The following is a 22,030-nucleotide window of genomic DNA, read 5'->3' as shown; positions in this document are numbered from 1 at the left end:
ACATGACAAAGATCACTCTGTTGGACGGTTCAATCGGACAGGAACTGGTCAAACGCAGCGGAGACCGGGCGACGCCGCTATGGTCCACGCGTGTGATGATCGACCACCCTGATCTGGTCGGCGCGGTGCATGGCGACTATTTCCGTTGTGGTGCCACGGTTGCCACCACCAATACCTATGCAGTCCACCGCTCACGCCTTGTACGGGTGGGGATGGAGGACCAGATGCCCGCCCTTGTCGACACTGCCCTGACACAGGCCGAACGTGCCCGTATTTCGACCGGGGGGCGGATCGCCGGGTCTCTGGGGCCGCTTCTGGCATCTTACCGACCCGACCTGAACCCGGACCCGGCAGACGCGGCGGAAAAGTTTGCTGAACTTGTGGCTTTGATGGCTGCGCGCGTCGATCTGTTTCTGATCGAGACAGTGTCCTCGGTGCAGGAGGCCGAGGGCGCGCTGCGTGGAACGACCGGATGTGGCAAACCGGTCTGGCTGTCATTCACGGTCAATGACGACGATGGCAGTCGCCTCAGGTCCGGCGAACAGCTCAGGGATGTCGCGCCATTGGTTGAAGAGTTTTCGCCTGACGCGCTGCTGATCAATTGTTCGCGCCCCGAAGCGATCCCGGCTGCTCTGGGCATCCTGTCCGGCATGAACAAGCCCTATGGCGCTTACGCCAACGGCTTTACACATATTTCGGATGAGTTTCTAAAGGACGCGCCGACAGTGGATGCGTTGGATCAACGCCATGATCTTGGTCCCGATGCCTATGCGGATCACGTCATGCGTTGGGTCGATCAGGGGGCTACGATTGTCGGCGGGTGCTGCGAAATTGGCCCGGACCACATCGAAGCGCTGGCCAAGCGGTTGCGTGCTGCCGGGCACGAGATCGTCTAAGGTGACAACGATGAGGAAAGTTGCTTTTGAATCACCGCAGGCGATACAGCAACATTTCGATATTCTGGTCGCACCCGGATTTGTGCTGCTTGAACTGGCCTCATTGGTCGAGGTTCTCAGGCTGGCAAATCGTGTGTGTCCGAAGCCGCCGTTCACTTTTGCCTATCGGTCGCTCAGAGGTGGCCCGATCTCCAGCAGCAGCGACGCGGTGGTGCAAACGGAACCCGTGCAGAACCAGCCCAAGGCGAATTATCTTTTCGTGATCGGCAATTCTGACCCGGATCACCCAGACTTGTCTTTGGGGCGGGTGGTGTCGGACTATACTTTCCGCGATGCCAAGGTGTTTCTGCTGGCGGAAGCGGCCAGCCGGTATATCGACGAACAGGGTTCAGACGATTTGGCAACCCATTGGGAGAATGCCTCGTTCCTGCGGGAACGCGGGGCCCGGTTTGAAGCCAAGCTGTCGATTGCAACCGAACAGGGCGCTGTTGTGACCTGTGCCGGAATGGAGGCGACAACAGATATCGCGCTGGCAGTGATCGGTCGCCATATCTCAGGGCCTGCAAAGATGACCGTGGCGGACATCATGTTGCATGAAAACATCCGGGATTTCGCCTCGATGCAGCCATTTTCGGGGGTAAAGTTGACCGCGACCGGAGATGTGAAGCTGGATCAGTGCATCAAGCTCATGCAGGCCAATATCGAAGACCCTCTGCCGATCAATCAGATCGTCGATTCGCTACAACTGTCGAACCGTTCGCTTGAGCGTAAGTTCAAAACCTTCTTTGGCACCACGCCCAACGGATTCTATCGCGAAATGCGGCTGGCGAAGGCCAATAACCTGCTTCTGAACACCACTATGAGCGTTCGCGAAATCGGATTGGCCTGTGGTTTTCCGAACGGGTTTTCCTCTGTTTACAAAAGCTTCTTCGGGGTCACGCCTTTTGTCGTTCGGCGGGAAAAGCGGGCCTCGACACATCGGTGAAAACTGCTGATCTTGTGACGTTTTTGGTGCATTTGTTGTCGATCTTCCGTGGCAGTTTACGCCAAACCTGACACAGCGGAGATTTCAGGATGGTTGATCTTCCCAGCAAGGCCCGAGTGGTCATCATCGGTGGCGGCGTCATCGGATGTTCGGTCGCCTATCATCTGACCAAGAAGGGCTGGACCGATGTTGTTCTGCTAGAACGCAAGCAACTGACCAGCGGCACCACCTGGCACGCGGCGGGCCTGATCGGGCAACTGCGCGCGTCTTCCAACATGACCAAATTGGCGCGCTATTCCGCAGAGCTCTATCTGGGCCTTGAGGAAGAGACCGGTGTCGCCACCGGCCTGCGTCAGGTCGGGTCCGTTTCGGTCGCCCTGACCAGTGAGCGGTTGGAGGAGCTTCACCGAAATGCGGCAATGGCCCGCGCCTTTGGCGTGCCGGTCGAAGAGCTTTCTCCGACCGAAGTCAAAGAGCGATATGAGCATATCAACCTCGACGGCGTGGCAGGTGGCGTTTGGTTGCCAACCGATGGCCAGGCGGATCCTGCTAATATTGCCTTGGCGTTGGCCAAGGGTGCGCGTCAACGCGGTGGGGTGATCAAGGAACGGGTGAAGGTGACCGGGATTTCCCGGCACGGACGGCGCGCGACCGGTGTCGACTGGGTCAGTGATGACGGGCAATCCCAAGGGCATATCGCCTGTGATATGGTTGTCAATTGCGCGGGAATGTGGGGGCGCGAGGTAGGCAAGATGGCCGGCGTGAATGTGCCGCTGCACGCCTGCGAACATTTCTATATCGTCTCTGAACCCATTGAAGGGTTGAGCCAAATGCCGGTTCTGCGGGTGCCAGATGAATGCGCCTACTACAAGGAAGACGCGGGCAAAATGATGTTGGGCGCATTCGAGCCCAATGCCAAACCCTGGGCCATGAACGGTATTCCCGACAACTTCGAGTTCGACCAACTGCCCGAGGATTTCGATCACTTCGAACCGATCCTCGAAGCGGCGTGCAACCGGATGCCAATGCTGTCCGAGGCGGGTATTCACACCTTCTTCAACGGCCCCGAATCCTTTACTCCCGACGACGCCTATCACCTGGGTCTGGCGCCCGAGATGGACAATTTTTGGGTCGCGGCCGGGTTCAACTCGATCGGTATCCAGTCCGCCGGTGGCGCGGGCATGTCGCTGGCCGAGTGGATGGATACCGGTGAAAAGCCCTTTGATCTGGGCGACGTAGATATCGGTCGGATGCAGCCGTTTCAGGGTAATAAGAAGTACCTATTTGAACGCTCAAAAGAAACGTTGGGATTGCTCTACGCCGACCACTACCCCTATCGCCAGAAAGCCACTGCACGCGGTGTGCGCCGAACCCCGTTCCACCATCACCTGAAAGAACAGGGCGCCGTTTTTGGAGAAATCGCAGGTTGGGAACGGGCCAATTGGTACGCGAATGAAGGGCAGGAGCGCGAATACCGGTACAGCTGGAAGCGCCAGAACTGGTTCGAGAATTCCGCTGCCGAGCACCGAGCCGTGCGCGAGAATGTGGGCATGTATGACATGTCTTCCTTCGGCAAGCTTCGTGTGGAAGGCCCTGATGCCGAAAAGTTCATGAACTACATCGGCGGGGGTGACTACTCGGTCCCTGTCGGCAAGATCGTCTATACGCAGTTTTTGAACCGCACAGGCGGGATCGAAGCGGATGTCACCGCAACCCGCCTGACCGAAACCGCCTATCTGGTCGTAACCCCCGCAGCCACGCGCTTGGCGGATCAGACATGGATGATGCGCCATGTCGGGGATTTCAACGTGGTCATTACAGATGTCACAGCGGGTGAAGGCGTTCTCGCTGTCATGGGGCCAAACGCTCGGGCTCTGCTGGAAAAGGTCTCGCCCAACGACTTCACAAACGCGACCAACCCCTTTGGTACTGCCCAGCAGATCGAGATCGGAATGGGCCTGGCCCGTGCACATCGCGTGACCTATGTAGGTGAGCTTGGGTGGGAAATCTATATTTCCTCAGACATGGCGGGCCACGTCTTTGAGACCCTGCATGAGGCTGGTCAGGACATGGGGCTGAAGCTGTGTGGTATGCACATGATGGACAGCTGCCGGATCGAAAAAGGTTTCCGGCACTTCGGCCACGATATCACCTGTGAGGATCATGTGGTTGATGCTGGTCTTGGCTTTGCCGTCAAGGTGGACAAAGGCTGTGATTTCATCGGGCGTGAGGCGGTGATTGCACGAAAAGAAAGCGGCCCGAAAAGCCGTCTGGTACAGTTCCGTCTGACCGACCCTGAACCGCTGTTGTTCCACAACGAGCCGATCGTGCGTGATGGCGAATATGTCGGCTACCTGAGTTCCGGCAATTACGGTCATAGCCTCGGTGGTGCCATCGGAATGGGCTATGTCCCGTGCGAAGGTGAAAAGGCCGCAGACGTTCTGGCTTCAACCTATGAGATCGATGTTTGCGGCGTGAAGGTCAAAGCCGAAGCATCGCTTAAACCGATGTATGACCCGAAATCCGAACGGGTGAAGGTCTGACAGACAGGGTAGGGGACGCTGCCCCCGCCGCCCGTGCCGGGCAACACCCCCGGGATATTTTGGGCCAGATGAAGTGCGGATCCCTTGCTTCACCTGGCTCTAAATATCCCGGAGCGCGAGGCAGAGCCTCGCAATTTTGGCGGCAACAGCTGCGGTCAGCAAACTTATCACAAATCGTTATGTGACACTTCACTGTTTTCAGAGTTTTCAATCCGTTCAGTTCTGCCGTAAACGGAACCGGTATCAACCGGAGAGCCTTCGTGACACCCACGCCATTACCACCTCAGAATGTGGATACTCCCAAAGGTTTGGCTTTGGCTGTCACAGCGTACGTCATGTGGGGATTCCTGCCGCTTTATATGAAGGCGATGGATCACATTGGACCTGTCGAGGTGGTGGCGCATCGGGTTATCTGGTCTGTTCCGGTTGCAGGTTTGCTGCTGGTCGCGCTGGGGCGCACCCGGGACTTGAAAGCTGCACTGGGCAATCCCCGGATGCTGGCCATGGCGGCTTTGACGGCGGCGCTGATTTCCGTGAACTGGGCGATTTATGTTTGGGCGATCTCGACAGGGCACGCGCTGGACGCGGCGTTGGGGTATTACATCAACCCGCTGTTCAGTATCGCGTTGGGCGCGATTTTGCTGCGTGAGCCCCTGACGCGGACCCAATTGTTTGCGGTGGGGCTTGCCGCACTGGGCGTTCTTGTGCTTGTGCTTGAGGCTGGGCGACTTCCCTGGGCGGCGCTGGGTTTGATGGTAAGCTGGGGGTTCTACGCGTTTTTCAAACGTTCACTGCCGATTGGACCAAACCAAGGTTTCCTGCTTGAGGTCCTGATCCTTTTGATCCCGGCCCTGGCCTATGTCACCTGGCTGGGCGTGCAAGGCACAGGCCATTTCGGCGCAGCGATGTCCGATACCGCATTGTTGTCCTGCGCCGGTATCGTCACGGCGGTGCCATTGCTGGTCTATGCGAACGGAGCCAAGCTGGTGCGCCTGTCGACCATGGGCATCCTGCAATACATTGCGCCGACTATGATTTTCATTACAGCCATCACTCTGTTCGGTGAGAAGATCGACACAGGACGTATGATCGCATTCCCTCTGATCTGGGTGGCTTTGGTCATTTACTCGATCCCATTGATCCGGCAGGCGCGGGCTCAGGCCTGAAGCAACAGGCGTGCTGCGGCATCTGCCCACAGCGCATAGGCCCGGGGGCTTGGGTGATAGCCGTCCGGTGCCGCCAGGGCCGGGTCGTCGGGCAGATCAAGCCTCAGGTGCTGCACATGGGGATGGACGGACACAACCTGTTGCAACGCATTATCCAGCCGTGCAGCCTGACGGCCAAGCACCCAGGCCAATGGATGTGGCAGGGCCGGAAACCTGTTCATTTGCGGAACGCCGGTGATGATTATACGCCGCGCCCCCAGTTCGTTTGACAGGATGTTGATAAGCTGCGCCTGACGATCCGTAAATGTGCGGCAAGAGACGGCGCGGGTGACGTCATTCACCCCCAAAGCCGTGACCACCGCATCGAATTCGCCCTTTATGCCCCTCAGGCGGTCAATCGTATCCAGCGTCGTGTACCCTGTGGTGGCCTCAAGTTGCCACTCAACCGTGTGATGTCTGGCCAACCGGTCCGCAAGCTGCCCCGACAAGGCCTGCGCCTGAGTTCCCGCGCCCACTCCGGCCGCCGAGCTATCGCCGGTGATCAGCAGACGCAGGCGGGGGCCACGCCCTGTTCGGCCCTCTCGCGGGCCAGTTGGCTCTGGCAAAAGCCGGGCGTTGCGGCGCACCAAAAGGGCTTGCGTGGCCAGAACGGGCAACAAGGGCACACGTAGAACCTGGTCGGGTGCTATCAGGGTGCGCATCATCAGGTCACGTCAGGGAGTTTTTGAATTCCAGAAAACGAGCGTCAGTCATCACGCGCGCCATCATCGCCTCGCGCAAAGCGCCGACTGTTTTGTAGGGGCGCATGGCGACTTCGAAGATTTGGATCAAACCGTCCTCGTTCAGCGTAATGAGGTCGACGCCAATGCCGTCCAGATCTCCAATCTTGCATTGAAACTCCAGCGCCCAATCGTTGCCAGCGCCCATAATCCGGCGATACCGGAAGTCGGAAAAGACCTGCCCGACATGGCCAAGTACGGCCGCGACAGGTGCGCGCCCGGTCCACGTGCTGTAATAGGTTGGTGGCAGGAACTGCACATCTTCGGCCAGCAGATCGTGGATCAGCGCCTCATCGCCCTTGGCGACAACCTCTTGCAGTCGTTCAATTGTCGGGTGCATGTCCTGTCCTCCTGCGCAGAAGTTCACCGAACATGACCGGGCGCGCAAGGACGACGTTGCGGGAAGGTGCGCGCTGAGATAGGCAGGCCCGCATGAGCGAAACCTATGCCCCCCCGCAAACCGCGCTGGACGTACTACACGAAGATGCGCAGCTGATTGTGGTGAACAAACCGTCGGGCCTGCTTTCCGTGCCGGGGCGGGGCGATCATCTGGCTGATTGCCTTCTGACACGCGTGCAGGCGGCTTTCCCTCAGGCGTTGCTTGTGCATCGACTGGACCGGGACACATCAGGTGTCATGGTTTTTGCCCAAACACCTCATGCGCAAAGGCATCTGAGTATGCAGTTCGAAAAGCGGCAGACCCGGAAAACCTATATTGCCCGTCTCTGGGGGCGGATGGAGCCAAAGACCGGCACGGTTGACCTGCCGTTGATCGTGGACTGGCCCAACCGACCCAGACAAATGGTGTGTCATGATACGGGCAAACCTGCGGTCACCGATTGGCGCGTTGTGAAACATGAGGGCGAGACCTCTCGCGTGCGTATGTTTCCCAAAACCGGGCGGTCTCATCAGCTGCGCGTTCATATGCAGGCATTGGGTCACCCGATCCTGGGCGATCCGTTCTATGCAACAGGTGCGGCGAGGGAGTTTCCCAGATTGATGCTGCATTCCGAAGAATTGCGCCTGAAGCATCCTGAGGGCGGGCATTCGATGAAGTTTCGCGCCCAGCCCGATTTCTGATCTCAGGCAATTCTGGCCCACAGCATCTTCAGGTTGCCCAGCGAAATGCGTCTTGTTCGTTTCGTCGAAACCGATTGGCGGCGATGGCGCTCCTGCGCGATCTCACCTTCAATCTCGAAGGCACGCAGTGTGTGGTCCTGTGACCATTGGCCAAGTTTCAGTGTCATCATGACGTGGTTGTCGAGGTGCGGCATTTCTTGGCTCCTTGTGTGATATCCACCCATTATCGCGCGTCACCGCTGACAGCATGTTGTCAGTGGGGTGTGCTAGGGTGTCAGCAGAGTGTCAGGAGAATGCGATGCGCCGTTCGACCCGTTTGTTTGAAATCATCCAGATCTTGCGGGCCGCAAGTGCGCCGGTCACGGCAGAAGCACTGGCCACCCGGCTAGAGGTGTCCATCCGCACTGTCTATCGTGACATTGCCGAATTGCAGGCCCAGCGAACACCCATCGAAGGTGAGGCCGGTGTCGGTTACATGATGCGGCGCGGTTACGATCTACCGCCGCTGAATTTCGACGCAGAAGAGGTTGAAGCCCTGTGGGTTGGCCTGTCTCTTCTGGCGCGCACCGGTGACAGCCACCTGCAGCGCGCCGCCAGTCGGATCTGTCAGAAGATCGATGCTCTGCATAGCCCGACCGATTGGTTGCAGGTTTCACCCTGGGGGGCTCCGGCGGATGATCCCGAGAAGGGGTGTGTTTCTGTTTCGCATTACCGCGAAGCTATTCGGGCAGAACGGAAAATCCGTATCACCTATATAGATGGTGAAGGCGAACAAACCATCCGCGTGGTGCGCCCACTGGCGCTGATCTATCATGTCGAATGTACGTTGCTGGCAGGGTGGTGCGAGATGCGAAACGGCTTTCGCCATTTCAGAACCGATCGCATCTGGTCCAGTGAATTCACTGACGAAGGATTTCTGGGGCAAGGTAAATCTTTGCGCGATCTCTGGCAGGAGCAACAACTCGCGGGCACCTTTGCGGAACCGGTATGAATGACCTTTGGCGGGTATTCGCCGATTTCACCGCATTGTTGCTTGAGCCTGTGAGCAAGCGCAGTGATATACTGGGTGAAATGGATCAAGCCCGAAGAACGGGTACCGGAGCAGAAGGTGATATCATGACGATTTCAAAGTTTTTCCTGGCGACAGGCTTGTGTTCAATCATGGCCGTGACGGCCTGTACCGATCCGGGCACCCTGACCGTTCAGAACGACCCCAACAAAAATACCAAGCAGGGTGCGGTTCTGGGCGGCCTTATCGGTGCGGGTGTCGGCGCGATTGCCAATAATTCGAACCCGGGTCTTGGGGCGCTGGCCGGCGCCGCCATTGGTGCCGCCGGTGGCGGTCTGATCGGCAACCAGTTGGACAAGCAGGCTGCCGAGTTGCGCCAACAACTGGCGAATGACGGGATTACAATCGTCAATGCGGGTGACCGGCTGATCGTGACTGTCCCGAATGACATTACGTTTGACACAGACAGCTCGACCGTGCGCCCGGCGCTGCGGGCGGATCTGGTGAAAGTGGGCCAGAACCTTGTCAACTATCCCAACTCGAACGTTCAGATCATCGGTCATACCGACAGCGATGGTGACGCGTCTTATAATCAGGGTTTGTCCGAGCGTCGCGCAAACGCGGTCGCGGATATCCTGCAAGCCAATGGTGTCAGCTACAGCCGTATCAGAACCTACGGTCAGGGTGAAAACAACCCGGTCGCGTCCAACCTGACGCCGCAAGGAAAAGCGCAAAACCGTCGAGTTGAGATTGTTGTGGTCCCCAGCGGAAACGCGTGATCCTGAAACGCAGGACCGGTCTGGCCCGGCCCCTGTTGCGCAATGACTGTGCGTCAATGGGGGTTTGGTCAGGGTCAATCTCGGTCTAACTATTGGGAAACACTGAAACGGAGTTGTCCCTGATGTCTCAACCGACCCTGCTTGGCCTGTCCGGCTCCCTGCGCAAGGGCGCGACGAACCGCAAACTGCTGCGCGAAGCGGCCCGGTTGTTCGACCCTGTCAGCTATACCGAAGCAGACCTGAACCTGCCGCTTTATGATGGCGATCTGGAGGATGCCGAAGGGATACCGGCACCTGTTCAGATGCTGGCCGACCAGATCGGGCAGGCGGATGCGGTGATCATCTCGACGCCCGAGTACAACAAAGGGCCTTCGGGTGTTCTGAAAAACGCTCTGGACTGGGTCAGCCGGACGAAAGGCAATCCATGGGCGAGCAAGCCGGTTGCTGTAATGTCGGCTGCGGGTGGCCGCGCCGGCGGGGAAAGGGCACAGATGATCCTGCGCGCCTGCATGGTGCCCTTTCAGCCCCGTATCTTGCAGGGTCCGGAAATTCACCTTGCTGACAGCTCGAATGAGTTCGACGATCAGGGTAGGTTGTTGTCCGAGCGATACGAAAACTCGCTGCACATGCTGATGCAGAAACTCAGGGCCGAGGCCGGTTTCTAAGCTTGGACTGCCCATATGTTGGAACAGCGTCAAAGCGATATCCTTGATCCGGCCCGTGCCGCATCGCTTCAGGTTGCGTTAGGCTCTGAGCCAACAATTGCCAATGGTTCAGCTCTGCCGCCATTCTTCCATCAGCTCTATTTCTGGGCGCCGCAACCGCCTGCTGCGCTGGGGCGGGATGGGCATCCCAAGGTGGGTGGCCTGATCCCGGATATGGGATTGCCCCGCAGAATGTGGGCCGGTGGGCAATTGGAATTTCATGCACCGCTGATCGCGGGTATACCTGCTGACAGGACATCGGTTCTTGATAACCAAAGCACAAAAGAGGGGCGGTCCGGCCCGTTGGGTTTTGTCACTTTGCGGCACGAGATACGGCAAAGTGGCCAACTTTGTCTGACCGAATGGCAGGATCTTGTTTATCGTGAAGACCCCACGCCGGGTGTGATGACTCAAACGCCGCCCCGATCGCGCACGGATGAAACGGATGTCCGCGCGGTTGCGTTCGATACCACCCTGCTGTTTCGCTACTCGGCGCTGACCTTCAACGGCCATCGCATTCACTACGATCTGGACTATGCGCGCGATGTGGAAGGATATGAAGGGCTGGTTGTGCACGGGCCACTTCTGGCGCAGCTTCTGATGCTGTTTGCAGTTGATCTTGGCGGACCACTCAAGTCGTTTTCTTTCCGTGCGACCTCACCGTTGATGCATTTCGAGACTGCCCAGCTGTGCCGGAACGGTCAGGACATGTGGGTGCGCGGCCCGGACGGGCGGCAATGCATGAAGGCTGTGGCCCTATCACAGTGAGGCTTCGGGGCGAAAGTCATCGGGGATCGAATCCCGACCCTCCAACATCAGATCGGCCATGACCTCTGCCACTTTCGGAGCCATGCCAAATCCGATCTTGAAGCCGCCATTGGCGATGAACTGGCCCTGTTGCAACGGATGCAGGCCCAACATCGGGGCGCGACTTTTGCTGCGGGGACGCACCCCGGCCCAACGTTCGATCACCTCGGCCCCGTGCAAAAGCGGCAGTGCGCGCGTGGCGCGGTCTATGACATCGTCCAAAGCACCGTCTGTGCTGGTCGGGTCGTCATAATCCCGTTCAGACGTTGATCCGATTGCCAGCGTTCCGTCCGCATGTGGCACGATATGGACCGCATCTGCGAATAGCTGTGGCATCTCTCCTGCATCAAAGCGCAACAGGGCGGCCTGACCTTTGACACCGTTTCCGACGGTCTTTCCGTAGGCGTCGTTAAGTTCCAGTAATCCTGCTAGGCCCGTGGCGTGGACAACCTGTCCTTTATCATCAGCGTTACTGACAACGTGAACGCCCATTACCTCAAGGGCTGCAACCAACGCAGCGCAGGCCCGCCGGGGATGCATGCGCGCTGTCAGTGTATCGCGGATGACAAAGCCGGTGGGGCTGGGCGGGCACCACGATCCGGCCTGCGATGTTTTGATCACCCGCCATTCTGCCTGCCCCTGCCAAAGCTGATCGGCTGAACCTTCGCGTTGCCGGGCCAGATCAAGGCTGCGGGCGTCAGGAATGGGTTGAAGACGGCCCAGACGGCCATAGCCGGGGGAAACGCCGCCGGTACCCTCGACCTGCTGCCAAAAGGGTTCGGCCATGATCAGGCTGTCGAACTGAAAAGCTTTCTTGGCATTCCAGTTTTCAGGCACATGCGGGGCCAAGGCCCCCACCAGGCCGCCGCTGGACCCGGAGCCCGGCCCAAAAGGATCGACAACCTGTACCTTCGCGCCCCGCCGGGCGCTGGTCCAGGCGATGGACAGGCCGAAAATTCCTGCCCCGCGAACCGTCACATCGACCATTGCCAATTCCCTTTTCCTTGTTCAGTGTCGCGCCGCTTAGCTACAGGATTCCCCGATGGCAGACCAGCATGCCGAATTGACGTGGACCGAGGATCAGATACCGGTCTCGGACCGTTTCGACGATCCCTACTACTCGTTGCAAAACGGGCTGGAAGAGACGCGCCATGTGTTTCTGGCAGGCAATGGTCTGCCAGAACGCTTTGCGCCGGGGTTTCATATTGCCGAGTTGGGCTTTGGGACCGGTCTGAACCTGCTGACGGTTTGGTCTGAATGGGAGAAATCCGGCCAAACAGGCCCGCTTCGGTTCACCAGTTTCGAAGCCTTTCCCATGGCCACGGATGATATGCGTCGCGCGCTTGAGGCCTTCCCCGAGTTACACCCGTGGAGCAGCCGGTTTCTGGCCCATTGGACAGGTCACGCCTGCAATCTTGAAACCCTTCAATGCGAAGTGATCATCGGCGATGCGCGCAACAGCCTGCCGCAATGGGCAGGCATGGCCAACGTCTGGTTCCTTGACGGGTTCTCTCCTGCCAAGAACCCTGAATTGTGGGGGGCAGAGCTGATGCAGCAAGTGGCGGCGCATACCGCTACCGATGGCACGGCAGCGACCTATACAGCCGCCGGGTTTGTTCGACGCGGGCTTCAGGATGCCGGTTTCACCGTCACCCGTACATCCGGCTATGGCCGCAAGCGGCACATGACGCGGGCGCTCAAGGCATGACGCAGAAAAACAATGCAGGTGCGGGTATCGCCCTGATGGTGGGCGCGACGATTGTCTTTGCCTTGCAGGACGGTATCTCACGCCATTTGGCCGGAACCTATAACACCTACATGGTGGTGATGATCCGCTATTGGTTCTTTGCGGCCTTTGTCATTGCACTGGCGGCGCGATCTTCCGGCGGGTTAAGGGCGGCCATGCAGACGAACCAGATGGGGCTTCAGATACTGCGGGGCCTGCTGCTGGCCACCGAGATCTGCGTCGCCGTGTTCGGTTTCACAGTGCTCGGTCTGATCGACAGTATGGCCGTTTTCATAAGCTATCCCCTGCTTGTCGCCGCGCTGAGCGGGCCGGTTCTGGGTGAAAAGGTTGGATGGCGGCGCTGGGTTGCGATCGGTGTCGGTTGCATTGGTGTTCTGATCATTCTGCAGCCGGGCGTTGGTGTTTTTGATCCTTGGGCCGTCATACCGCTGATCTCGGCGTTTCTGTTTGCGATTTACGGCCTGCTGACGCGCTATGTCGCACGTCAGGACAGCACGGCCACCAGCTTTTTCTGGACCGGCGTTGTTGGTGCCATCGCCATGACCCTTTTTGGAATGTGGTTCTGGGAGCCAATGGCCCGCAGCGACTGGCTGTGGATGGCGTTGCTGTGCGTCAGCGGGGCAACGGGGCACTGGCTGCTGATCAAATGTTATGAGATGGCCGAAGCCAGCGCCGTCCAACCCTTCGCCTATTTCCACCTGGTCTGGAGCGCGATTCTGGGGATTTCGATCTTTGGTGAAAAACTGCGCCCCGAAGTTGTCACGGGCGCAGCGATTGTTGTGGCCGCAGGTCTGTTTACCTTATGGCGCGAACGCCGCCAGCGATGATCCGATCAGTTCCTGTGAAAACGGAACCGGCAGGGCGGGCTGCCCCAGACGGGCGCGGTAGACCGGCAGGCTTTCGGTCACGCGCATCACATAATTGCGCGTCTCATTGAACGGAATGGTCTCAATCCAGTCTACGATATCCACCTCACCGGTGCGCGGATCACCATAGCGTTCCATCCACGAGATCGGGCGCTTTGGACCGGCATTGTATCCGGCCGCCATCATGACGACATTCCCGTTGAACTCGGTTGCAAGGCCCGAAAGATAGTTGGCGCCAAGCTTGGCATTGTATTGCCAGTCCGACGTCAACCGACCGGTCTGATGGCCGCTGAGTATCCCCAGTTCTCCGGCCACCAGCTTGGCTGTTGCAGGCATCACTTGCATCAGGCCGCGCGCCCCCGCGCCGCTGACGACAACCGGATCAAATTCGCTTTCGCGCCGCGCGATGGCCAGCGTCATTTCCTTGGCCATTGGCAGACGCATGTCGGCCACTGGATGAACCGGGTAATAGGCCGCAGGCAAAACGGTGCCCGTGGTCGCTGCCCGCTTGGCGATCATCACGGCCAGATGCGGCTGTTTCAGCTCAATCGCAAGGTCGCCCAACTGATTGGCCTGCACAGGGTCAAGACCTTCGACAAGATGGGTCAGGAACCTCTCGGACAAGTTGTCTTCGCCGGCCTTGAGCAACAGCAGCCCGGCTTCCAGAACGCTGGAATCGGCGAAATCTGCCTGACGCCAATGCGGGGCGCGACGCGGATTGGCCAGTTCCTTGTCAAATGGCCGTCCGATCCGTTCCGCCGCCAGCAAACCATAAAAAGAGGTCTGATGATCCGCGCCCATGGCGTAGGCCTCATAGGCTTTGTCTGCGTCCCCAAGCTCGGCGTAAGCCCGCCCCAGCCAATAGCCGCCGCGCCCTTTCGAGATCGGCGATTGCACGGCATTCGAAAAATTCTGGAAGTGCCGCACGGCTGTGGCGGGGTCATTCAGTTTGCGCAGAGCCAGAAACCCGGCCAGCCACTCCAGATCCGCATAGGAATATCCCATTTCGGGGGTCATATGGTGCTTGGCCGCTACGTCATAAGCGCGCGCTGCCCGCCCCGATCGCATCTCGAGCCGGGCCAGACGGCGGCGACCCTCGGCCCATTTGTCAGGCTCGCCCAGGGCTTCCGGTCCGTTTGACCGTGCCAGCATCAGGTCGACGGCGCTGTCATCCAGTTCTTTCTTGTCCCGCCAGACAAAACGGTCGAATGCCAGCCCCGGCGAATCTGCCAGCGGCTTCGGCACCGCCGCCACCTTGCCGTCTACGCCTGGCTGGCGTTTCTGCAATGCGATCCGCGCTTCGGCCAACTTGCGCTCGTTGGTGCTGACCAGGGGCAGCATCTGTTCTGCGCTGACCAAATGGCCATCCCACAGCATCCGGTCCAGCCGCGCGGCATGGTGCGGCTTCAGCAGTTTGGCAAAGTTCTCCAGATAGTCCTTTTGCAACCCCGACCCCATCGGCATGGTACGCCAGGCTGTCACGATATCGGCTTCCGCCTCGCCAATGCGCCCTTTGGCCTTAAGGGCCACCGCATAGTTCAGCGCGCCTTCAGCAGTCTGAGGGGGCAAGCCAGCGTAAAACTTCAGAACTCTGTCGGGATCGGCCCCGGTAAAGACCGGCTCACTCTTGCGGCGCAGCCAATCCAGCCCGGGCCAGTCCGGGCGTCGTTCGAGAAACACCAGCACATCGCCCGAGCTACCAAACCCCTCACGCAACCAGTGCCAGACGATGACATCGCGCGAGACCGAGCCGCGCTGGCCCGATACGCGCAGCGCCGCGTTCCAGTCGCCCTTGCGCATTTCATAAAGCCCGACGCGCAAATCACCGGCCGCATCCGCGCGTGCGGCTTGCGGTGTCGTCACTGCGTATAGAATCACACCAGTCAACAGTACCAGAAAGCGTGTCATCCCTTGCATTTCCCAACCAACCGAGGATAGAGCCTGTGAGGATAAACCTTGCGCCGGCGGGATCAACTCACAAAGCTGGAAACGTGAGAGGCCGAGGCGCAAAAACCGCACTATGCACCTTAAGGAGCGTGTCATGTTCAAAGGCTCGATGCCAGCCCTCGTCACTCCGTTCAACAACGGCGAGTTGGACCTGAAGACGCTAAAACATCTGGTCGAATGGCAGATCTCCGAAGGCTCGACCGGGCTGGTGCCTGTTGGAACCACCGGCGAAAGCCCGACGCTCAGCCACGACGAACACGAAACGGTCATCGAAGAAGTGGTCAAAACGGCTGCTGGCCGTGTTCCGGTTATTGCCGGTGCCGGGTCGAACAACACGGTCGAAGCCGTCCGGTTCGTTCAGTTCGCCGAAAAAGTTGGTGCCGATGCGGCGCTGGTTGTCACGCCTTACTACAACAAACCGACTCAACGCGGCCTGATCGCGCATTTCCAAGCCCTGCACGAGGCTGCGGATATTCCGATCATCATCTACAACATTCCCGGGCGATCGGTCATCGACATGACCCCGGCCACCATGGGCGAACTGGCCCGGTTGCCGCGTATTGTCGGGGTCAAGGATGCGACGGGCGATCTGGCGCGCGTCAGCCAGCAGCGTGCGATCTGTGGCAAGGACTTCTGCCAGCTATCCGGTGAAGACGCCACTGCACTGGGTTTTAACGCCCATGGCGGTGTCGGATGCATTTCAGTCACCGCAAACGTGGCTCCCAGGCTATGCGCCGAATTCCAGCAGGCCACATTGTCGGGCGATTATGCAAAGGCACTGGAATACCAGGACAAGCTGATGCCGCTGCACGAAGCGATCTTTATAGAACCCGGGTTGGTCGGCGCCAAATACGCGCTCAGCAAACTGGGTCTCTGCAGCACCGAAGTCCGCTCACCTCTGACTGAGCTGGAAGACAACACAAAAGCCGCGATTGATGCGGCAATGGCACACGCGGGCCTCATCTAACCCGGCCTTCAGAAACCGGAAAAGGCGGCCTCGACTACCGAGTGCCGCCTTCTTGGTTTTCAGGATCCAAACTTCATCCGGCCAAAAATATCCCGGGGGAGCCGCGGCTTGCCGCGGCGGGGGCAGAGCCCCCTCAGCGTTTGCCGTAATAAAGCCCCACGACATGTTCGGCCTGCGCAAAGAACAGCCAGCGAGAGGCCGCGACACCTGCCAGATGCGATGCCACTGCCAGCAGGGCCAGGAAATGGTTGAATGGCAGGACGAGCAACAGAACCGGAAGGACAAAGGCCAATACAAACGAGATCACCCTTAGCTTATCGGCATGTTTGCGCCCGACCACATGAACAAACTCACGCAGTAGATAGTTGGTACCGGTATGCGGTGGCTCGAACGCTCTGACGGTACCCCGGTTACCCAAACCTGTGGCTGTGCCCAGATTCGTTTCGGATGCTTCCAGCGCTTTGTCGCCTTTCTTCCAATACAGGATTTGAACCAAAGCGGCGATCAGCAGAAGCGGAATGGCAACCCGTGTCTGGCCAGCCAGCAACGCACCACCTGCCAGGCTGAAGCTCAGGAACATGGCGGGGGTCAGGTTCATATTCCAGCGCGGGATGGTCTTGAGTTGCGTGTAGATCATCGAAGTCGTGAACACGGTCGCCAGTGACATCAACGCTCCGATCCAACCCAGCAGGCTCCATTGCCGATCCAGAAACACCACGCCAATCGCGTAAAGCCCCATGACGACCAGGGCGAGCACGGCACACCAGCCCTCACGGCTGAGCCAGCTCGTTTTCCATTGAGTAAAAGCCTTCCAGGCCCGTTCCGGGTGGCCGAGATGGAAGGTCGAGGCCATCAGCCCTCCGACGGCCAGGCCGTAAGCAATGGCGAAGAACACAAAGGCCACCCAACCCGAGACAGCCGGAAAGCCAAGACCAAGGAAGAAGAGCAGACCGAAGCCCAGACCGGACAGGGTGGTGAAGAGGATGACGGAGGGTGCAGGATGCATCAGAGTTTCTCCAACGTCTTGTCGAGCCAGCCGAGGAAGCCCTTGGGCTCTTCAGCGACAGGTGCCAACAGGGGGGCCAGGATGTCGATCTGATCTTCCACCGTGTCTTTCGGGCGCGGCGGCAGATATTTATTGACGGGTTTGGTGCCCATTTCGGGCATCAGGTCCATTCCGCCGCGGTCCGCAACAAGCTTGCTGACGTCGCTGTCCGGATCGCCCAGATCGCCAAAGTGCCGCGCGCCCGCCGGACAGGTTCGGACACAGGAGGGGATCCGGTCCACCTCGGGCAGGTTCTCGTTATAGATCCGGTCGACGCAGAGTGTGCATTTCTTCATCACCCCCTCGGCCTTGTCCAGTTCACGCGCGCCATAGGGGCAGGACCAGGCGCACAGGCCGCACCCGATACAGTCGCTTTCATTGACCAGCACGATGCCATCTTCGACCCGCTTGTAGCTGGCCCCGGTCGGGCACACGGTAACACAGGGCGCTTCTTCGCAATGCAGGCAGGATTTAGGGAAATGGATCAGTTGCGCGTGCCCTTCCGCCGGTTGCACCTCGTAGGAATGCACGCGGTTCAGGAAAGTGCCCGAAGGATTGGCGCCATAGGCATCCTGATCGGACAGCGGCGCTCCATAATTTTCCGTGTTCCAGCCTTTGCAGGAAATCACGCAGGCATGGCAACCAACGCAGGTGTCCAGGTCGATCACCAGACCCATCTTGCGCTCGGTGGAGTTCGGTAGCTGGGTCATGTCAGGGTACCTGTGCTGTTGAGGACGGGTGAGGGGGCCAGCCCCCTCTTGAGCCTGCGGCTCAATTCACCCCCGGGATATTTGTGGCCAGATGAAGTGCGGATCCGGGTCATTTGCCCACCTTCCACGCCAAATTCGCAGGGCCGGTTCCTACCGGTGATTTGATCGGGTCAAAATGAGGCTGGCTTTGGGCATCGGCGGGCGCGTCGGCCTTTTCGATTTTCACCTTCAGGTCAAACCATGCGGCCTGACCAGTAATGGGGTCGGAATTGGCCCAACGTAGCCCGTCGCCTTTTGGCGGAAGCAATTCGTGGATCAGGTGGTTGAGCAGGAAACCCTTGGTGGCCTCGGGCGCGTCCTCTTGCAGGGCCCAGGCGCCTTTGCGTTTGCCGATGGCGTTCCATGTCCAGACGGTGTTGTCGTTCAGCGCGGCCATTTCCATCACAGGGACCGTAATCTCACCATGAGGGGATGTGATTTTGGCCCAATCTCCGTCGTTCAGGCCGTGCTTGCGCATCAGCCAGGTCGGAACATAGAGCGGGTTTCGCCCGTGCAACTGCCGCAGCCAGGCGTTTTGCGTGCCCCAGCTGTGATACATCGCCATCGGGCGCTGGGTCAGCGCGTTGACCGTGAAGCCGTCGTTGCCGTGCTGATCGGTTTCGTACCAGATCGGAAGCGGGTCCATCGTGTCTTTGATCCGCTGGCGCAAATGATCAGGCGGCTGTCGGTCGCCATGGCCTTCGGCTGCCAGCTGAAACTTGCGCATCGGTTCGGAGTAGAGTTGGAATAGGTATGGCTGCGGGCTGTCATAGAGCCCCATGCCCACGGCCCATTCCTGATAGGCTGCATTCCACGGTTTGTAGTAATCCGCGCCTTGCGGGATATGCGCCACGTAGAAGCCACCGTTTTCGATATAGCGGTTCAACTGATCCGGGTTGACCTCTCCGCGCCCTTCCTTGTCGGCGTTTTCACCGCGGAATCCGGCCAGCGGGCCAATACCCGGTTTGCGTTCGTGATTGACGATGTAGTCGGCGTAATCGACCCATTTTGTGCTGCCGTCTTCATGGGTGAAACCCGGAAGTTTCATGCGGTTAGCGAGATCGATCAATACTGATTGAAACCCGCGCACGTCGCGGTCCGGTTCGATCACAGGCCAGCGGATTGCGTCAGCGGCCGCATCCGCCTCGCAAATCGGGCGATCCAGCAGCGAAATACAGTCGTGGCGTTCGAGGTAGGTCGTGTCCGGAAGGATGAGGTCCGCGTAGGCCACCATCTCGGAAGAATAGGCGTCCGAATAGATGATGCGCGGGATCACGTAATCGCCGTTTTCATCTTTGTCCGTCAGCATCTCGATAACACCCTTGGTGTTCATGGTCGAGTTCCACGACATGTTGGCCATGTACATGAACAGCGTATCGATCTTGTACGGGTCGCCCGCATGTGCGTTCGAGATCACCATATGCATCAGCCCGTGACTGGACATCGGGTTTTCCCAGGTGAACGCCTTGTCGATCCGCGCGGGGCTGCCATCTTCCTTCAGTGCAAGGTGTTCCGGGCCGCGGACAAACCCTAGGTGCGGCCCATCCAGCGGAGAATTGGGCGTCACCTTGCAATGCGGTGTCGGATGCGCCTCGACCGGTTTGGGGTAGGGGGGCTTGAAGCGGAAGCCGCCGGGAACCTCGACCGTGCCCAGGATGATTTGCAGCACGTGCAACGCGCGGCAGGTCTGGAAACCATTGGCATGAGCCGAAACGCCGCGCATCGAATGCATTGCAACAGGGCGGCCAACCATCTTGGTGTGTTTCTCGCCCCGGAAATCGGTCCATTCGTGATCGAGCTCAAACGCCTCGTCAAAGGCGACGCGCGCCAGTTCCGCTGCAATCGCGCGAATGCGATTGGCGGGGATACCGCATTTTTCGGCAACAGCTTCGGGCGCGTGTTCCTCGGACAGGTATTTTTCCGCCATCAAGTGAAATACAGGGCGATGAACGACACCGTCGTTTTCGTAGACCGCCGACAAATCCGGGCGAACGCCAGGCGTGTCGAAAGCCGTCAGCTTGCCTGTATTCCGGTCGATGACCAGGGGCTTTCCGTCATCGTCGCGCAGGAACAAGCCCTTTCCGGCGCCTTCGGACGCGTCCACCAAAACCGGGGCATTGGTGTAGCGGCTGAGATAGTCGAGATCGATCTTTCCGGCTTTCATTAGCACATGGATCAACGACAGGATGAACAGCCCGTCAGTTCCCGGTGTGATGCCGACCCAATCATCGGCGACGGCATTGTATCCGCTGCGGATGGGGTTGACGCCGATAACGCGCGCACCGCGCGCCTTGATCTTGCCAATACCCATTTTGATCGGGTTGGAGTCGTGGTCTTCGGCCACGCCAAACAGCATGAACAGCTTGGTGTGATCCCAATCAGGCTGGCCGAATTCCCAAAATGCGCCACCCATCGTATAAATGCCGCCCGCAGCCATGTTGACCGAACAGAAGCCACCATGCGCCGCATAGTTGCAGGTTCCGAAATTTTGCGCCCAGAAGCTGGTGAAGCTCTGGCTTTGGTCCCGGCCGGTGAAAAAGGCAAGCTTTTCCGGGTTGTCTTTGCGGATTGGCTCCAGCCAGCTGACCGCCAGTTCCAGCGCTTCGTCCCAGCTGATCTCCTCAAATTCACCCGAGCCACGCGGGCCGACCCGTTTCAGTGGCTTGTGCAGGCGCGAGGGGGCGTTGACCTGCATGATCCCGGCAGACCCCTTGGCGCACAGGACACCCTTGTTCACCGGGTGGTCGCGATTGCCTTCGATATAGGCAACCTTGCCGTCTTTCATGTGGACGTTGATGCCGCATCGACAAGCGCACATGTAGCAGGTGGTCCTGCGGATTTCGTCCGAGACTTTCGGTGACGTATCAAGGATCGGCTGCTGATGGGTCATTTGCGGGTCCAGTTGGTTATTGCGGGAGGATATTGTCAGTTTCCTCGGTATTTTAGAACATCGTTCCGGTGGCGGTGCGTAAATTCAGTGTTACAGTCCATTTGCCTGTAGCGCGGTCACGGCGATCATCTGGGTCACATCCTCGGCGCTGCATCCGCGGGACAGGTCGTTGGCGGGTTTGGCCAGTCCCTGTAAAACCGGACCGATAGCGGTGTAGCCCCCCAACCTTTGGGTGATCTTGTAGCCGATGTTACCAGCATCAAGGTTGGGAAAGATCATCACGTTGGCCTGCCCGGCGACAGACGATCCCGGCGATTTTCGCTCGCCAACCGAAGGTACAAAGGCGGCGTCAAATTGCAATTCACCGTCGACATTCAGGTCCGGCGCGGCTTGGCGCAGCGCCTCAGTGGCCTCGATCACCTTGTCCACGTCGGGATGCTTGGCGCTGCCCTTGGTGGAAAAGCTGAGCATCGCGATCTTTGGATCGACCTGCAGCAGCGTCCGGGCCGATGTGGCGGATGCGATGGCGATCTTGCTCAGCTCGCTCGCGGTCGGATTGATGACCAGCCCGCAATCGGAATACAGCATCGCCCGCGCCCCGGGCTGAGCGTTTTCCGGCGGGTACATCAGGAAGAAAGACGACACCATTCCTGCATCGGGGGCCATGCCAATCACCTGGATCGCCGCACGGACGATTTCGCCGGTCGTGTGAACGGCCCCTCCTACGGTGCCGGTGGCACGTCCGCTGCGCACCAGCATGGCGGCATAGACGGGGGGTGTTTCAACGGCGGCACGGGCCTTGGCCCGATCGACGCCTTTATGCCGGCGCAGTTCGAAAAAGGCCTCGGCAAACTCTTCGGTCAGGTCCGAAGTCTTGGGGTCATGGATCTCAACGCCCCGAGAGGCAGCAGCCCCTTGATCTTTCAGGGCTGCTTCGACCTCGGCGTACGGGCCAACCAGAATGATATCGGCCAGATTGGCCCTCTGCGCGTTGATGGCCCCTTTTGTGATGCGGGGGTCGTTGCCTTCGCTGAGGGCGATTATGGGACGGGTGGCCGGAGCGTTTTGCCG

21 protein-coding genes are annotated in these 22,030 nt (G+C 59.1%); 12 read left to right on the top strand and 9 right to left on the bottom strand.

Features of this window, described 5'->3' with window-relative positions; all coding sequences use genetic code 11:
* The first annotated feature begins 2 nt into the window (after positions 1-2).
* The 4 genes from ACR0LL_RS16375 (at position 3) to rarD (ending at position 5,590) form a co-directional block, all read left to right on the top strand.
* Complete coding sequence (locus ACR0LL_RS16375; RefSeq protein WP_480588271.1) at positions 3-896, top strand: homocysteine S-methyltransferase family protein; 894 nt, start codon at positions 3-5, stop codon at positions 894-896.
* 10 nt (positions 897-906) lie between these two features.
* Positions 907-1,881, top strand: coding sequence for a GlxA family transcriptional regulator (locus ACR0LL_RS16370; RefSeq protein ID WP_480588269.1), 975 nt, complete (start codon positions 907-909; stop codon positions 1,879-1,881).
* An 89-nt stretch (positions 1,882-1,970) separates the two neighbouring features.
* Positions 1,971-4,424, top strand: coding sequence for a GcvT family protein (locus ACR0LL_RS16365; protein ID WP_480588267.1), 2,454 nt, complete (start codon positions 1,971-1,973; stop codon positions 4,422-4,424).
* Positions 4,425-4,684: 260 nt separating this feature from the next.
* Entirely contained in the window at positions 4,685-5,590 is a 906-nt protein-coding gene (gene rarD, locus ACR0LL_RS16360; RefSeq protein WP_267363579.1) for an EamA family transporter RarD, read from the top strand.
* Here the strand turns inward: rarD and ACR0LL_RS16355 are convergent.
* Positions 5,581-6,291: an SGNH/GDSL hydrolase family protein gene (locus tag ACR0LL_RS16355; RefSeq protein ID WP_480588266.1), complete on the bottom strand. Its 711-nt coding sequence runs from the start codon at positions 6,289-6,291 to the stop codon at positions 5,581-5,583. The two genes, rarD and ACR0LL_RS16355, sit on opposite strands and share 10 nt — an antisense overlap.
* Positions 6,292-6,298: 7 nt before the next feature.
* On the bottom strand, positions 6,299-6,709 hold the full coding sequence (locus ACR0LL_RS16350) for a nuclear transport factor 2 family protein (protein WP_480588264.1): 411 nt from the start codon (positions 6,707-6,709) through the stop codon (positions 6,299-6,301).
* 92 nt (positions 6,710-6,801) lie between these two features.
* Between ACR0LL_RS16350 and ACR0LL_RS16345 the strand changes: the two genes are divergently transcribed.
* Entirely contained in the window at positions 6,802-7,449 is a 648-nt protein-coding gene (locus ACR0LL_RS16345; protein ID WP_480588263.1) for an RluA family pseudouridine synthase, read from the top strand.
* Between the two features lie 2 nt (positions 7,450-7,451).
* Here the strand turns inward: ACR0LL_RS16345 and ACR0LL_RS16340 are convergent, their stop codons facing one another.
* Entirely contained in the window at positions 7,452-7,643 is a 192-nt protein-coding gene (locus ACR0LL_RS16340) for a hypothetical protein (RefSeq protein ID WP_480588261.1), read from the bottom strand.
* Between the two features lie 104 nt (positions 7,644-7,747).
* On the opposite strand from ACR0LL_RS16340, the gene ACR0LL_RS16335 reads away from it, so the two are divergent.
* From ACR0LL_RS16335 to ACR0LL_RS16320, 4 genes are all read left to right on the top strand, one after another.
* A complete protein-coding gene (locus ACR0LL_RS16335; RefSeq protein ID WP_480506394.1) occupies positions 7,748-8,440 on the top strand; it encodes a helix-turn-helix transcriptional regulator in 693 nt (230 codons plus the stop codon).
* A 125-nt stretch (positions 8,441-8,565) separates the two neighbouring features.
* A complete protein-coding gene (locus ACR0LL_RS16330) occupies positions 8,566-9,237 on the top strand; it encodes a YiaD family glycine zipper/OmpA-like lipoprotein (protein WP_480484182.1) in 672 nt (223 codons plus the stop codon).
* Positions 9,238-9,359: 122 nt separating this feature from the next.
* Positions 9,360-9,902 (top strand): NADPH-dependent FMN reductase, encoded by a 543-nt coding sequence (locus ACR0LL_RS16325; protein WP_480488644.1) that lies wholly within the window; start codon positions 9,360-9,362, stop codon positions 9,900-9,902.
* 15 nt (positions 9,903-9,917) lie between these two features.
* Complete coding sequence (locus ACR0LL_RS16320) at positions 9,918-10,709, top strand: HTD2 family dehydratase (protein ID WP_480588259.1); 792 nt, start codon at positions 9,918-9,920, stop codon at positions 10,707-10,709.
* Here the strand turns inward: ACR0LL_RS16320 and ACR0LL_RS16315 are convergent.
* Positions 10,701-11,735, bottom strand: coding sequence for an NAD(P)/FAD-dependent oxidoreductase (locus ACR0LL_RS16315; RefSeq protein ID WP_480588257.1), 1,035 nt, complete (start codon positions 11,733-11,735; stop codon positions 10,701-10,703). The genes ACR0LL_RS16320 and ACR0LL_RS16315 overlap by 9 nt on opposite strands.
* A 55-nt stretch (positions 11,736-11,790) precedes the next feature.
* Here ACR0LL_RS16315 and mnmC2 point away from each other — a divergent pair, with 55 nt between their 5' ends.
* Both mnmC2 and ACR0LL_RS16305 read left to right on the top strand, forming a co-directional pair.
* Positions 11,791-12,456, top strand: coding sequence for a tRNA (5-methylaminomethyl-2-thiouridine)(34)-methyltransferase MnmC2 (mnmC2, locus tag ACR0LL_RS16310; protein ID WP_480588255.1), 666 nt, complete (start codon positions 11,791-11,793; stop codon positions 12,454-12,456).
* Positions 12,453-13,322, top strand: coding sequence for a DMT family transporter (locus ACR0LL_RS16305; RefSeq protein ID WP_480484082.1), 870 nt, complete (start codon positions 12,453-12,455; stop codon positions 13,320-13,322). Before mnmC2 ends, ACR0LL_RS16305 begins: the two co-directional genes overlap by 4 nt.
* Here ACR0LL_RS16305 and ACR0LL_RS16300 read toward each other — a convergent pair.
* Positions 13,296-15,269: a lytic transglycosylase domain-containing protein gene (locus tag ACR0LL_RS16300; protein WP_480588253.1), complete on the bottom strand. Its 1,974-nt coding sequence runs from the start codon at positions 15,267-15,269 to the stop codon at positions 13,296-13,298. The genes ACR0LL_RS16305 and ACR0LL_RS16300 overlap by 27 nt on opposite strands.
* Before the next feature lie 133 nt (positions 15,270-15,402).
* On the opposite strand from ACR0LL_RS16300, the gene dapA reads away from it, so the two are divergent.
* Positions 15,403-16,275 (top strand): 4-hydroxy-tetrahydrodipicolinate synthase, encoded by an 873-nt coding sequence (dapA, locus tag ACR0LL_RS16295; RefSeq protein ID WP_267363596.1) that lies wholly within the window; start codon positions 15,403-15,405, stop codon positions 16,273-16,275.
* A gap of 133 nt (positions 16,276-16,408) precedes the next feature.
* On the opposite strand, the gene ACR0LL_RS16290 is transcribed toward dapA, so the two are convergent.
* From ACR0LL_RS16290 to pta, 4 genes are all read right to left on the bottom strand, one after another.
* On the bottom strand, positions 16,409-17,281 hold the full coding sequence (locus tag ACR0LL_RS16290) for a dimethyl sulfoxide reductase anchor subunit family protein (RefSeq protein ID WP_480588251.1): 873 nt from the start codon (positions 17,279-17,281) through the stop codon (positions 16,409-16,411).
* The gene (locus ACR0LL_RS16285) at positions 17,281-18,030 is read right to left on the bottom strand and encodes a 4Fe-4S dicluster domain-containing protein (protein WP_480588250.1); all 750 of its coding nucleotides are present in this window, start codon (positions 18,028-18,030) and stop codon (positions 17,281-17,283) included. The genes ACR0LL_RS16290 and ACR0LL_RS16285 overlap by 1 nt, the downstream gene beginning before the upstream one ends.
* A 109-nt stretch (positions 18,031-18,139) precedes the next feature.
* Positions 18,140-20,959, bottom strand: coding sequence for a molybdopterin oxidoreductase family protein (locus tag ACR0LL_RS16280; protein ID WP_480588248.1), 2,820 nt, complete (start codon positions 20,957-20,959; stop codon positions 18,140-18,142).
* A gap of 90 nt (positions 20,960-21,049) precedes the next feature.
* On the bottom strand, positions 21,050-22,030 hold a 981-nt coding region (gene pta, locus ACR0LL_RS16275; RefSeq protein ID WP_480588247.1), incomplete at its 5' end, for a phosphate acetyltransferase.

The sequence above is a fragment of the Ruegeria sp. AI2 genome (genome assembly GCF_056541275.1).
This window is presented reverse-complemented; position numbering and strand designations above follow the sequence as displayed.